Source organism: Neobacillus cucumis (genome assembly GCF_023715505.1).
The window spans coordinates 25741-39088 of the sequence record NZ_JAMBOH010000039.1 but is presented as its reverse complement, the minus strand read 5'-3'; the positions used below and the strand labels follow the sequence as shown (position 1 = coordinate 39088).

Sequence of the window (13348 nt, the reverse complement as noted above, 5' to 3'; positions counted from 1 at the left end):
TTTAGTGGATTTGGACGGGTTACCACCTGACTTATTCATTATAAAGGACTTTTTCTTTGCACAAAATAAAATTAGTGAATATTTAGAGTGTTTTTAATATTAAAATTTAATTAACGCAACACTAGTGAGTTATTCCATATTAAAAAATGGCTTGGGAGTACCAAGTCATTTTTTAGGTTCTTACGTTTAACCACTCATTCTCTAACATACTCATTTCCCATAAACTCCAGTATTCGTCCCCATTCTTACTTGAATCGCGATGTAAACCTTCTTTTACAAAACCTGCTTTTTCATAGCAAGCCATCGCAGAAGTATTAAAGTCAAATACCCCAAGACTAACTCGATGTAAATGTAGTTGAACAAATGCAATCTTAAGAATTGCCTTTATCATTTGCTGACCGATCCCTTTACCTCTAACATCTTGATTACCAACAAGCACTTTACCAATTCTCGCAGATTTATTCTTTCTATCAATCTTTCCCAGTGAGATATGTCCAATAACATCCCCAGTTTCTTGATCGATTACTTTATAAACCAATGTATCCGATTCTTCTTTATTGGCATTCTCAATGTATTTTTCTAGCTGCTCTTCCGACAAGGGATAGTCGAATGCAGAACCGCTCCATTGAAGAAGGAACTGAGGTGAATCAATCCAACTAATAAGTTGTTGAAAATCTGATTGTTTAAAATATTGTAGTTCAATCATGATTGGGTCTCCTTTTTGGTGAATTCGGAAGTTTAGGAATCACTTTCTATCATCTTTCTTTAAATCAGTAAGCATTTCAAGAATTTTTTTATTTGTCATATTTAGTTTCTTTAACTGTGCTTCTATCGATAAAAGGGTGGCAATGACCAGTAACGTAATTAGTAATGCCAATATTCCCAAGATAATTGTCATCTTCACTCATCCTTTCATGATCAGTATATCTTATAAAGTGTATTCGCCTCCCTTTAGGACATATCCTTCTTTGTTAAAAATGACAAAGAATATGTAATTAAGTATTTTATTGGGAACTATAAATAGAAAATAGTTTCATTTTAAGAAAATGTGGGTAAGACTCTTATTAAGAGGGTGTGAGAATGTGACTGAAACGGATGTATCGAAATACGAAAAAAAAATCATTATCCGCAACATAAGAATGGAAGATATTGATGAGATTATAGAGTTGGGCAAGGTTTGCTTTCCTAATATGGAACCCTGGAAACGCGAGCAGCTGCGCAGTCATATCCGCATATTCCCTGAAGGGCAATTCTGTGTGGAATATGAAGACAAAATTGTCGGCTCTTGTTCAAGTCTAATCATCAATTTTGATGAATACAAAGACCAGCATACTTGGAACACCATTACAGACAACGGGTATATCACCAATCATGATCCTGATGGATTTAACCTTTATGGAATCGAAGTAATGGTCGATCCTGAGTACCGTCGGATGAAACTGGGGCACCGGCTTTATGAAGCACGAAAGGAACTTGCCCGCCAGTTAAACCTACAAAGCATTATTATAGGCGGCCGAATTCCCAACTATCATTTATATAAAGATAAAATGACCGCCCGTGAATACGTTGATGCAGTTGAAAAACACAGCATCTATGACCCGGTGTTATCCTTCCAGCTACTTCAGGGATTTAGGATTAAACGGATTAATACCCGCTACCTGCCGGATGACAAGGCATCGGGAGCGTTTGCCACCTTGATGGAATGGAACAATATTGATTACCATCCTAAGTCCCGGCGCGTCTACCGGGCATCAGACCCTGTCCGAATATGTGCGATTCAATATATGATGAAAAAAATTGACTGCTTAGACGAGTTTACGCGTCAGGTTGAATATTATGTCAGTGTTGCGGCTGATTTCGGTTCTGATTTTGCCGTATTCCCTGAAATCTTTACTACCCAATTGATGTCCTTTTTAGAAGAAAAAAGGCCAGACCAGGCAGTAAGGCTCTTAGCAACCTATACTGATCAATATATCGAGCTGTTTACAGAACTCGCAGTTCGATACAATGTTAATATTATCGGGGGTTCCCATTTTGTGGTCGAGAATGATGAGGTATTTAATGTTGCCTATCTTTTCCGGCGGGATGGGACGATTGAGAGGCAGTCAAAGCTGCATATCACACCGAATGAGCGAAAATGGTGGGGCATTTCTGAAGGGAACGATTTTAATGTATTTGAGACGGATTGTGGAAAAATTGCGATCCTCATTTGCTATGATATTGAATTCCCAGAACTTGGCCGGATGGCGGTTGATATGGGGGCAAATATCATCTTCGTTCCATTTTGTACGGAAGACCGCCAAGGCTATTTACGAGTTCGGTATTGTGCACAGGCACGAGCAATTGAAAATCAAATTTATACCTGTATTGCCGGAACGGTGGGCAACTTAACACATGTGAAAAACATGGATATTCAATACGCCCAATCCGGAATTTTCAGCCCTTCGGATTTTGAATTTGCCCGAGATGGGATTGTTGGGGAATGTGATGCCAATATTGATACAGTGGTTGTGGGTGACGTGGATATCGAAAAGCTGAGACGCTCGCAAAAAACTGGTTCGGTCCGGCAATTACAGGATCGCCGGCGGGATTTGTATCGAATTGAATGGAAAAATTTAATGAACGAATCATAAGAGAAGGCGGGCAGTATCAATGACTGTCCGCTTTTTAAAATAATCCCTAATAACGTTTCTTGGTAAAGGGAAAAGTATAATGAAGGGGTGACATGAATGGGTAATGAGCCACGAGATTATATAACAATTGAAGATAATGAGGGCATTCAAAAACGGTTTGCAGTTGAAGCGTTGTTTGATATGGGTGAAGAATCCTATGCACTGTTAGCAGCGGACGATGAAACAATTGTCATGAAGATTGAAGGAGAAGAAGGAAATCAATACTTAGTGGGCATTAACAATCCAATAGAAAGTCAAGCAATATTGGATGCCTATCAAATAGCAGTGGAAGAGGCACCGGCCGAGTAGCAAAGAGGTAAATCATAATTAAAAGGCTCAGGTTCATTCGAACTGAGTCTTTTAATAATCATAAAATATTCTTCCAACTAAGCTCATAAAAGAAAAAAGAAGCCCTCCTCAATTAGAAGGCTTACTTGAATAGTAAATAGTTTAATGGATACGGATGATCTCGTGAATATTTTGATCATGGTGAACTCTGGTATGCTGTGATTCGAGGCGCTCAAATTCTTCTACTTCATCAATCGGCTCTCTAAAAAACCAGTTCTTTAGTTCAAACCAAAAATCATTAATCATCATGATTTTCCTCCCATTTTGGGTGATTGAATTTCTTATATCTTTATTATACAGGTGATTCTATTCACCTGTAAGCGGTTGCGTAATAGACGGAATAGCAAAATAATACAGATAAATGAGAGAGTTGATACTGTTTTAGTATTTTTAGAAAAATCCTATAAAAGATAGAGAAAGTCAGCACATATTAAAATCTTAAAATTGGTAACAATAAAGATGGAACAAATAATATACGGCCTTTTATAGGAGAGAAAATTGTATGTACTTAGATATTGCTTTGGAATTAACTGTTGGTTTTTTTACCATCCTTCTTGTACTAAAATTTTTGGGGAAAATTCAATTTTCACAGATTACTCCTTTTGATTTCATCACCGGATTGGTCATGGGGAATTTTGTAGGTGATGCTGTATTTGATGATAAGGTTGATATAACAGAAATTATTTTTACTATTGTGTTTTGGGGTATGCTGATATATTGTGTTGAAAAATTAACCCAAAAGTTTATAGTATTTAGAATCTGGTTTGAAGGCGAACCTGCATTATTAATTAAAAATGGACAAATCCTTTTTAAAAGCCTAAAGAAGAACCATATTGATTTAAATCAACTACAACAGCAAATGAGAAAGCAGGGTTATTTTTCTATTTATGAGGCCGAATATGTGATTTTAGAACGGGACGGACAAATCAGCGTTTCCCCGAAACATGATTATGGGGCGCCTACAAAGAAGGACCTAAATATTCCTAAAAAACAAGTGAGTTTACCATTTGCACTTATTATGGATGGGAAAGTGATTAGTAGAAATCTTAGAGAAGCGGGATTAACAGAAGAATGGCTCAAAGAGCAGTTAACGAATAAAAATATAAGTGATTTTAAGGAAGTATTATATGCAGAATGGCATAAAAATAATGGCCTGAAAATATCTGAATATAACTAGTTATTGATGGGGAAAAATGGCTCAGTTCGGTTGAACTGAGCCATTTTTTTTTGAAGTTCCAACCAGTATGGATTACAACTATTTGTTTTTCTTCGCTGCCAATTGTAGTGCCTCAGCATTGTTTATAATCCCATTCCCATAGTAAGGGCTTTGTCTGTTTTGATTCACCGGCCGCGCACTGCTGGTAATGATTTTAACTACATCCGTATTTTTCAGCTTTGGATTAATGGATCGGATAAGACCTGCCAATGCGGTGACATGTGGTGCCGCCATGGAAGTTCCGGAAAGGGCGGCATACTCTCCATTGGAAAAAGTACTCGGAATTTCCACACCAGGTGCTGCCACATCTACATAATCACCAAAGTTGGAGAACTCTGCCCGTTTTCCATCCCAATCTACTGCCGCTACCCCCAAGACACCTGGATAGGCAGCGGGGTAGCTTCGCTGGCTTGTATTATCATTTCCCGCCGCAGAGATTACAACGACATTTTTTTCTTGAGCGTAATCAATCGCACTTTCTAATACATCACAACTCTGGTAATTTCCAAGGCTTAAATTAATCACATCTGCCCCGTGATCGACTGCCCAGCGGATTCCCTTTGAAACATAAAACGAACCGCCTGTCCCATCGGCACCCATAACTTTTACAGGGATAATCGGGTTGTACCACGTAATTCCTGCCATGCCCACACCATTGTTGGTATCGGCAGCAATAATTCCGGCCACGTGGGAGCCATGTCCATTATCGTCATCAGGGTTGTTATTATCATCAATGGCGTTATATCCCGTTGTTAAGCGCCGCGCAAGGTCAGGATGATCCAGATCTACACCAGTGTCAACTACGGCAATTTTTACTTTTTTGGAACCGCGGGTAAGATTCCATCCCTGTTCTGTCCCAATCGCCGGTAAATTCCATTGATAGCTCTGGTAGTAGGTGTCATTCACGTCATTCGGTACAAAGATATAATGAGGTTCTGCATATTCAACAGTTTGATTTCTGATAAAGTATTTTTCAAGTTCGTTGGCGGTTTTAGTGTTGGATTTAAAAATATACACGGTCTCGTGTTTTTCCCTTAGACTCCCATCAATATCTTTAAGATATTGAGCTATTTTTTCTTGAGGAGGAATCGTCTTAAAATTTACGACTATTTCATTTTCATAGTAGTGGCTTTTGTCCTTTTTGTTATGGTTGATGACCTTTATTGCAGGGCTGTTGTTTAGCCTGTGTACTAGCTGATGATTGGTTTTGATCATATTGATTCTTTGAATTTTTCCATTCCGATGCTGGACATTTTGTACCTGCAAGGGTCTGCCAGTATTTTCGGTTCGAGTGATTGAATTTAAATGGTTTCGCTGTTCACCCTTATCTAAAAAAAAGGGACGCATGGCAGCAAACAAAATAATGGCTAAACCTAATGTGAAAATACCGAAAATTAACCTATTTCGCATTCTTACACCTCAATAGTAAATAGTTTTATTTATAGCATGTTACTTTTAGGCACTTTTATGAATGCGTTCGCGAAACTATAGCTTGGCGTTTTTTCGAGTGAATGCATCTATGTTTATGTCTAATTTGTGAAAAAAAGCCTTGACTTAGGGAAAAAATTTTTGTTATAGTTACAAACAGACCGGTTGGTATGTCGGAGGTGTACTACGGGAATGGATACGAAATCGCTGATAATAAACATCGCGACAACACTTTTCCAACAAAAAGGATATATAGGTGTAGGATTAAGCGAAATTTTAAAAGCATGTTCCCTTTCAAAAGGTTCGTTTTATCATCACTTTCCAAATGGAAAAGAAGAATTATTAATTACTTGTCTTCATTCTTTGAACGAAGTGATTACAAAGGATATCGAAGAGATCTTTGAACTTTATCCGACTACGCAAGAAGCTACAAACGGAATGATTGAAAAATTAATCGTTAATTTTGAAACAGAAGGAACGATTACAGGATTTACATTTAGCAGTATTATCAGCGAAATAGCTTCACTAAGTGAGACAGTCAGAGAAGCTTGCTCGGACCTATACAGTAAAATGCAAGGAATTTATTCGAACAAGTTAGAGGCGGATGGGTTTCCGAAAGAATCCGCTGAATCCATTGCGCTGATGATGACGGCCTCTATGGAAGGTGGAATTATGCTTTGTTTAACACAAAAAGCAAGCGATCCATTACAGGTTATTTCGCAAGTATTACTAAATCTATTAAAGGAGTTTAAAAAAATACATGAGTGAACAAATTGTAACAGAATCAATTACAAATCAACAAGCTAAAACAGGATCGATGGTAAACAAACAAATTAAAACAGGCCCGATTATGGCTGCTCTTTTTGTGGCAGGATTTGTGGGACTATTTAGTGAAACGGCATTAAATATTGCCTTAGGAGATTTAGCTAAAATATTTAACTCTAATGCAACGACAGTCGGATGGCTGGCAACAGGTTATTTCTTAACATTAGGTATTCTAGTGCCGGTAACCGGTATTTTGATGCAAAAGTTCACAACAAGACAAATGTTTTTCACTTCTATATCACTATCCCTTATAGGGACCATTTTAGCAGCAGTAGCACCTGTATTTAGTCTTTTATTGACGGCACGTGTTGTGCAAGCAGCAGGCTTAGCCATGGCTTTACCCTTAACGCAAAATGTTATTTTTACAATTTTCCCTCCAAATAAACGAGGCGCTGCGATGGGCGTTATGGGCTTAGTTATGTTAGCAGGTCCAGCACTTGGTCCAACCATTGCAGGACTTATATTAGATACATTATCCTGGCATTGGATTTTCTTGGTTACATTACCATTTTTACTGTTCTCTCTTATTTTTGGAGTGCTTTATTTGCCGAATGTAAATGAGATTCGTAAGGTTTCGATTGATACAGTATCTGTTATTCTTTCGACAATTGGATTTGGTGGGGTTGTTTACGGCTTCAGTGTATCGGGTGAGGCAGGTTGGACGAGTGCAACAGTTCTTGGATCCATCATTATTGGGTTTATAGCATTGATTATTTTTGCGATTCGTCAAACGAAAATGGAGAATCCTATGCTGAATTTAATCGCATTTAAATACCCACTTTTCGTTCTTGGAGTCATTATGACTTTTATTACGTTCTTTAATATGTTGTCCATGCTCGTCATCTTACCGATGTATATGCAAATGGCGCTATTAATTGCTGCTTTTACAACAGGGCTTATCCTGCTGCCAGGAAGCTTACTTAACTGCGTCTTAGCTCCAACCATTGGAAGTTTATTTGATAAATATGGTCCAAAAGCGGTAATTACGCCTGGTACCATTTTAGTAGCGGTTGGTTATGTCTTCTATTCACAATTTGGTGCAGACACAGCTATATGGATGGTTGTGGTAACACATATTGTCATGATGCTGGGTATAGGTGCTGTCCTTGCTTCTGTCCAAACAAACACGTTAAATTCGCTTCCGAAACAGTACTATCCAGATGGAATTGCGTTAACTCAAACGCTTCAACAGGTTGCTGGCGCTATTGGTATTGCAGTATTGGTATCCATTTTTTCAGCCAAAGAGAATAGTTTTTTAGCAGCCAATGCCAATGAACTGCCACAAGCAGCAGCAGCGGGATCATCAGTAGTATTTACGATTAGTTTAGTATTAGCGGTGATTAATGTTGTCCTATCGTTATTTATCAAAAAGCCTCATCAATCTTAAATAAAGAAATTGCACTCGGTCTACGATTAAGCAGCATTATTAAGATAATTAGCTTCAATTAGAAGGAGATATGGCAATGGCAAATCATTATAAAAGTATCGTAGTAGCTGTAGACGGTTCAAAGGAAGCCGAATACGCATTTCATAAATCAATTGATGTTGCAAAACGTAACAAAAACGCAAACTTAAACATAGTAAACATTTTCAATACTCGTTCTTTCGAAGCATATGAACGCTCCACTGTTGAGCGTGCACAGCGCGCCTCAGAGGAACTTGTAAATGCCTACAAGTTAGAAGCAAAAGCTGAAGGTGTTACAAACGTAAAGGCAGTAGTCGAATACGGTTCTCCAAAAACGATCATCACGAAGGAGATCGCTGACTTTGTAGAGGCGGATTTAATTATTTGTGGTGCTACAGGATTAAATGCTGTTGAACGTTACTTAATTGGTTCCGTGTCTGGATCTATCGTTCGTTCAGCTACTTGTGATGTTTTGGTTGTTCGTACACCTGAGTATTAGACTCTATCGTCAATAGGAAGTAACGAAAAAAGAGCATCTGCTAAGCTATATAGCAGGTGCTCTTTCAATTTTATGCCTTAAAAGCCTATGCATTTAAAATTTCATCAATTTGTTCAAGACTATCAGTAGATAAGGTTACACCCGAAGCCTTTACATTTTCTAACAGCTGCTCCGGACGGCTTGCTCCAATAAGAGCACTGGCCACGTTTGGCTGTCTTAATATCCAAGCAAGTGCAAGCTGACTTAGACTTAAATCCTCTTCGACAGCAATTTTCTTTAATTGTTCTATTTTATCAAGGTTTTCTTCTGTAAGCACATGAGATAAATTTAAATCTTTTTGTGCGGCACGGCTTTCTGCTGGCGGCAGTTCACCTTTTTTGTACTTTCCTGTTAACACACCTTGTGCTAAAGGTGAAAAGACCACTTGGCCGATTCCATGTTTTTCACTTACGGGAATAACTTCTTTTTCAATATAACGCTGCAGCATGCTGTAATTTGGCTGGTTGACAACGATACGGTCCAGTAGTTTTTTATCGGCAATGTGGACTGCTTCCGTTATTTGTTCAGCTGTCCATTCACTTACACCAAGATAAAGAACCTTGCCTTGGCGGACTAGATCATCTAGTGCGCGCAGTGTTTCTTCTAGCGGAGTTTCGTGGTGGAAACGGTGGCAATAATAAATATCAATATAATCCATACCAAGGCGCTGTAAGCTGGCATCACATTGCTCCATAATATGTTTGCGTGAAAGACCATGGTCATTTGGACCATCGCCCATATTTCCAAATACTTTTGTTGCCAAGACATAAGAGCTTCTTGGATATTTACTTAATGCCTTTCCCACAACCTTCTCGGCTTCACCACGTATGTAAACGTTTGCTGTATCAAAAAAATTAATCCCTAATTCATAGGCTTGATCAATCGAAGCAACGGCATTTTGTTCTTCCACATATCCACCATATGTAAGCCAACTTCCAAGACTGATTTCACTGACCTTTAATCCCGTATTGCCCAAACGTCGATATTGCATTTACCGTTTCCTCCAATACATTTCAATTTTAGGTACAATCTGTAAAATTAGTAGTCTAACAATTCTAACTATACTACAGAAATATGGTTAGGTCTAATGTGATCTAGGTAATATTTTTATAAATAATTGAGGTTTAGTCAATAGAGCTTATTGACGACCGTAGACCAAAAAAATGAGGCACAAGGGTAGTCAATAGAACTTTAATGACTGAATGGGAACAGGAAAATGTGATAATACTTTAAGATACAAACTTTTAAGGAAGGCCTGGTATCATGAAGGTTTTGACGATGAAACAGCCATGGGCTAGTCTTTTTGTGTTAAGAGAAGTCATATACGAAACAAGGACATGGAGAACCAGCTATCGGGGACCATTGGCAATACATACAAGTAAACAAGTAGATAGAGCCGTATGCTCTCATAAAACTATTCAAGCTTTACTCGGTAAACATGGATATACAGTGGATAATCTTCCAACTGGGAAGATTATCGCTGTTTGTAATTTGATTAATTGCTTAAAAGTAACAGACAATCAAACAACATGGGCCGTCCTAGAAAATAGCGTCATCGTATCAGAAAACAACTATTTCTTAGGAGACTTCAACGAACGAAACTACGCCTGGGAAGTACAAGACATGCAGCTGCTAGACCAGCCGATTCCAGCAAAAGGCCACCTCGGATTATGGGAATACGATATCGATATGTAAGGTGTCAGCCATCAGTGGACACTGTTCTTTTGTGGTGCCTGACACCATTCTTACTATTTAGCTAGTTAAAACTTCACATTTTTCTTTATAGTTACAGCGCTGGCACTTGGTTGAAGAGTTCTTCTCAAATTGGTCTATGCTTAAAGGTTTATTCCTCGCAGGATTTTCAAGATAGCTAAGCATATGATAGATGCTTTCATTCATTAATACTTGAGCTGAGTCAATCTCAAACTGGGTTAATTGATATTCCTGGCTTTTTCCTGTTAACAAATACTCATTTCGCAGGACAATGTCATCAATCGGGATATCGTGCTTTTGAGAAAGGAATAAGGCATAAAGAGCAAGCTGTTTCCGGTCCTCCTCTGACTCCTTACCAGTTTTCCAATCGACTACCATCCATTTTCCATGACTGACATCTTTATAAACAAAGTCGAGGACAACAAATACATCGACACCATTCACTTCAAACGCTTGAAAATCCTCTGAGTGCAGGACATGCATTTCTAACTTATTCAGAACATCTTGATAGGTTTTACTCTTAAAGAAGTTATTCACACATAGCTGAAGCTTCGTTTTAGCCGAGCTAATCCCATCAGGGCTCAGCCCATTACCATAGTAAATTTCATGCAGCATCTGGTATCGCTTTGGTTTCTGGAACCAGTGCATGCGGAATCTGGTTGAATCTAAATAAGCTTTATTTAAGCCTTTCGTTACCAAAGCAATCATATCGTTTTCCGTAAAGAGGCTTTTACCGTTTAAAAATTTTTTTAGCTGAAGGTCAATAACCTTATGGATTTCATCTCCTAAGAGAATGGGAATATTTTTGATATTTTTAAGACGATAAGCGGCCTTATTTTCTTCCGGTGCTTCATACTCCCAGCCATTATGAGATTCATAGTATTGATGATAATACTTTCGGGTGCACTCTAAAAAGGTCTTGTGCCTGGAATTAGACCAAGAAAATTCAGGATAATCGCGGAAAACGTACATAGTTTACTCCTCTTCACTAAATTCATAATAAATATAGATTCATTGTATGGGCAGCAGGCTGAAAAAATCAATTGGCATGTTTTAGGGGACTATTAATGGTAATATAAAATTAACAGCTTAAAAACAAGGGGAGGGGTTTATCTGAAAAAAGCAGTGGCAAACATACAGTCAATATTAATTGCCGATCTTCCAGAGACATTCGTGACGAGAAGAATTCCGGAAGCTGCACTTGAGTTTGGCGGAATAAAAGGTGACCGCCATTTTGGGATAACGAGTAAGGCTGATTCAAGACAGCCGATGTACCCTAGAGGAACCGAGATCCTAAACCGCAGGCAGATTACAATCGTGTCTGAGGAGGATTTAGCTCAAATTGCTAAAGAGCTAGAAATCGAAAGGGTGCTGCCGGAGTGGGTAGGAGCAAATCTGTTGGTAAAGGGATATCCTGAATTAACGAAACTTACGCTGGGCTCAAGAATCCTGTTCTCAAGTGGAGCAGGCTTAATTTGTATGGGGGAAAATATGCCTTGTACATTACCTGGAGAAGAAATACAAAAGCACTATAAGGACCATAAAAAGCTTGCCACTCGTTTCGTAAAAGCTGGCTATAAACGGAGGGGAATTGTCTGCGCCGTCGAAAGACCGGGGATTATCCATGAAACGGATGAAGTTCAAATTTTAATTAATGACTACTCCAATCCCATGCAATAATGAATTTTAGGATAGGCTGAAATAGCAACTGACTCAAAGAACTTTTTGAGCCAGTTTTTCACTTATATAAAAATACTTTTAGATTTTCTTTCGTATCAAGGGTGGCCAGCAGAACGTTTTTAACCTCGGTTTTATATGAGCGATCTAAAGCGGAAATAACCCAGCTTTCGTCCTTATGTATTTGTTTCAGCTCCTCTGAATTAATTCTGCCCTCCTTAATAATGGTCCTTGGCAATTCAAATGGGTCTGTTTTCATTTGACAGGATGCAGGGGTAATCGGTTCGTATTTTGGATCTAAAAAGACGGATATTTTACCATCAGCTTCCCAAATCGCTAAGGCTACTTTTTTCAAATCCACCACTTTTTCTTCCCGCAATTCTTCTAATAAGGCATCTATGGTAATTCTCGCTTTCCCTAATCCTTTAAAAATAATTTCTCCGTCCTGGATGAGGGTAATGGGAGCATGGTTAACAAGTCTTCTAAACCAAGGTAATTTTAGATTCAGAAAAATACATCCAAGATATAGTACAACCAAGACAATTGTGGTGGTCATAGAACCCTTTAACTCAAGATGGTCGTCAGACAACGGATGGGCAATAATATTTCCAATCACTAAGGCGATAACGAAATCAAGCAGTCTTAATTGGGAGATGGCCCGCTGCCCTAAAACTTTAGCCACTATCAGCAAAAAGAAAAAAACAACGACAGCCCGGAGAATCCACTCAACCATAGTCAGTGTATCCTGTGCTTCAGCAAAATCCATACTAGACACCATCCTTCGTACCATAAACTCCCACTTAGTTTAACACTGATGTTCTAATCATAATCCTAAGATGAGCTCATTTTTTTAAAACCAAAAAGGCCCAGTCCTTAGCTGTTAAAGGAATTGGGCCTTTTTTTCTAAAAAACGCGAGGGACAAATGAACGTAAGGACTACTACTTATTCTTCTTCAGTATAGGCTTCTACTGTGGTATCTCTACATTCCCAGCATTCAGTCCTATTTCTCTCCATAATTGATAACTCTTTTCCACAAGAAATGCAAATATCCATAGGTCCAGATTCCCCTTTCTAGTGAAAATGTTTTACAAGTATATGAGTACAAATAATCAAATATGCCTTTTTTTTACATTTTATGTGGGTTATCAGCCTTTGTCCTTGTCTACTTAAATATTAATACTGTTAAAAAGAGTAACTTAGTTGGAGTAATCAATAGTTTAATTTGATTCGAGTAGTGGGTTTTGCTGATGAAATTATTGGAAAGGTGGATGGGGAAATGGGAACGTTTAAGGACAGAGAATCGTAAAAAGAGGGACCAAAATTACCAGGCGGACTAGAAATTCGATCATGTGGCAACCCCTTTATCAGTTATTTATTAACTATATTATAGTCAAGGTTTGTAAACTGAGGATTTTAAGATTGTAAATTTAATGTCAATTTTTTGGAAGGTAACATTCACCGAAAATGAAAAGTGAAGATGACACAGGTTAATGAGGTGCGACTCATTAACCTGCAGAGGATAAGG

Annotated in this window: 15 protein-coding genes; 8 read left to right on the top strand and 7 right to left on the bottom strand. The window is 38.3% G+C overall.

Annotated elements, in window-relative coordinates; translation table 11 throughout:
• Positions 1 to 172: 172 nt before the first annotated feature.
• Positions 173 to 706, bottom strand: coding sequence for a GNAT family N-acetyltransferase (locus tag M3226_RS28455; RefSeq protein WP_251572505.1), 534 nt, complete (start codon positions 704 to 706; stop codon positions 173 to 175).
• 39 nt (positions 707 to 745) lie between these two features.
• Positions 746 to 898 carry a hypothetical protein gene (locus tag M3226_RS28450; RefSeq protein WP_251572503.1) on the bottom strand — a complete coding sequence of 51 codons (153 nt, stop codon included), beginning with the start codon at positions 896 to 898 and terminating at the stop codon, positions 746 to 748.
• Positions 899 to 1082: 184 nt separating this feature from the next.
• Between M3226_RS28450 and M3226_RS28445 the strand changes: the two genes are divergently transcribed.
• Complete coding sequence (locus M3226_RS28445; protein ID WP_251572501.1) at positions 1083 to 2633, top strand: GNAT family N-acetyltransferase; 1551 nt, start codon at positions 1083 to 1085, stop codon at positions 2631 to 2633.
• A 96-nt stretch (positions 2634 to 2729) separates the two neighbouring features.
• A complete protein-coding gene (locus M3226_RS28440; protein WP_251572499.1) occupies positions 2730 to 2981 on the top strand; it encodes a DUF1292 domain-containing protein in 252 nt (83 codons plus the stop codon).
• 141 nt (positions 2982 to 3122) lie between these two features.
• Here M3226_RS28440 and M3226_RS28435 read toward each other — a convergent pair whose 3' ends face one another.
• On the bottom strand, positions 3123 to 3269 hold the full coding sequence (locus M3226_RS28435) for a hypothetical protein (RefSeq protein ID WP_251572497.1): 147 nt from the start codon (positions 3267 to 3269) through the stop codon (positions 3123 to 3125).
• 253 nt (positions 3270 to 3522) lie between these two features.
• On the opposite strand from M3226_RS28435, the gene M3226_RS28430 reads away from it, so the two are divergent.
• Positions 3523 to 4197: a DUF421 domain-containing protein gene (locus M3226_RS28430; RefSeq protein ID WP_251572495.1), complete on the top strand. Its 675-nt coding sequence runs from the start codon at positions 3523 to 3525 to the stop codon at positions 4195 to 4197.
• 78 nt (positions 4198 to 4275) lie between these two features.
• Here M3226_RS28430 and M3226_RS28425 read toward each other — a convergent pair whose 3' ends face one another.
• Positions 4276 to 5646 (bottom strand): S8 family peptidase, encoded by a 1371-nt coding sequence (locus M3226_RS28425; protein WP_251572493.1) that lies wholly within the window; start codon positions 5644 to 5646, stop codon positions 4276 to 4278.
• Between the two features lie 210 nt (positions 5647 to 5856).
• Between M3226_RS28425 and M3226_RS28420 the strand changes: the two genes are divergently transcribed.
• The 3 genes from M3226_RS28420 (at position 5857) to M3226_RS28410 (ending at position 8393) form a co-directional block, all read left to right on the top strand.
• Positions 5857 to 6432 (top strand): TetR/AcrR family transcriptional regulator, encoded by a 576-nt coding sequence (locus M3226_RS28420; RefSeq protein ID WP_251572491.1) that lies wholly within the window; start codon positions 5857 to 5859, stop codon positions 6430 to 6432.
• Positions 6425 to 7876 (top strand): DHA2 family efflux MFS transporter permease subunit, encoded by a 1452-nt coding sequence (locus M3226_RS28415; RefSeq protein ID WP_251572489.1) that lies wholly within the window; start codon positions 6425 to 6427, stop codon positions 7874 to 7876. Before M3226_RS28420 ends, M3226_RS28415 begins: the two co-directional genes overlap by 8 nt.
• 76 nt (positions 7877 to 7952) lie before the next feature.
• A complete protein-coding gene (locus M3226_RS28410; protein WP_251572487.1) occupies positions 7953 to 8393 on the top strand; it encodes a universal stress protein in 441 nt (146 codons plus the stop codon).
• Positions 8394 to 8478: 85 nt separating this feature from the next.
• On the opposite strand, the gene M3226_RS28405 is transcribed toward M3226_RS28410, so the two are convergent.
• Positions 8479 to 9423 (bottom strand): aldo/keto reductase family protein, encoded by a 945-nt coding sequence (locus M3226_RS28405; RefSeq protein ID WP_251572485.1) that lies wholly within the window; start codon positions 9421 to 9423, stop codon positions 8479 to 8481.
• A gap of 272 nt (positions 9424 to 9695) precedes the next feature.
• Here M3226_RS28405 and M3226_RS28400 point away from each other — a divergent pair, with 272 nt between their 5' ends.
• Positions 9696 to 10127: an ASCH domain-containing protein gene (locus M3226_RS28400; protein ID WP_251572483.1), complete on the top strand. Its 432-nt coding sequence runs from the start codon at positions 9696 to 9698 to the stop codon at positions 10125 to 10127.
• Positions 10128 to 10184: 57 nt separating this feature from the next.
• Here the strand turns inward: M3226_RS28400 and M3226_RS28395 are convergent, their stop codons facing one another.
• Complete coding sequence (locus M3226_RS28395) at positions 10185 to 11117, bottom strand: PD-(D/E)XK nuclease family protein (RefSeq protein ID WP_251572481.1); 933 nt, start codon at positions 11115 to 11117, stop codon at positions 10185 to 10187.
• A 153-nt stretch (positions 11118 to 11270) separates the two neighbouring features.
• Between M3226_RS28395 and M3226_RS28390 the strand changes: the two genes are divergently transcribed.
• Positions 11271 to 11825: an MOSC domain-containing protein gene (locus tag M3226_RS28390; protein ID WP_251572478.1), complete on the top strand. Its 555-nt coding sequence runs from the start codon at positions 11271 to 11273 to the stop codon at positions 11823 to 11825.
• A 58-nt stretch (positions 11826 to 11883) separates the two neighbouring features.
• Here M3226_RS28390 and M3226_RS28385 read toward each other — a convergent pair whose 3' ends face one another.
• Complete coding sequence (locus M3226_RS28385) at positions 11884 to 12588, bottom strand: DUF421 domain-containing protein (protein WP_251572476.1); 705 nt, start codon at positions 12586 to 12588, stop codon at positions 11884 to 11886.
• Between the last annotated feature and the right edge of the window lie 760 nt (positions 12589 to 13348).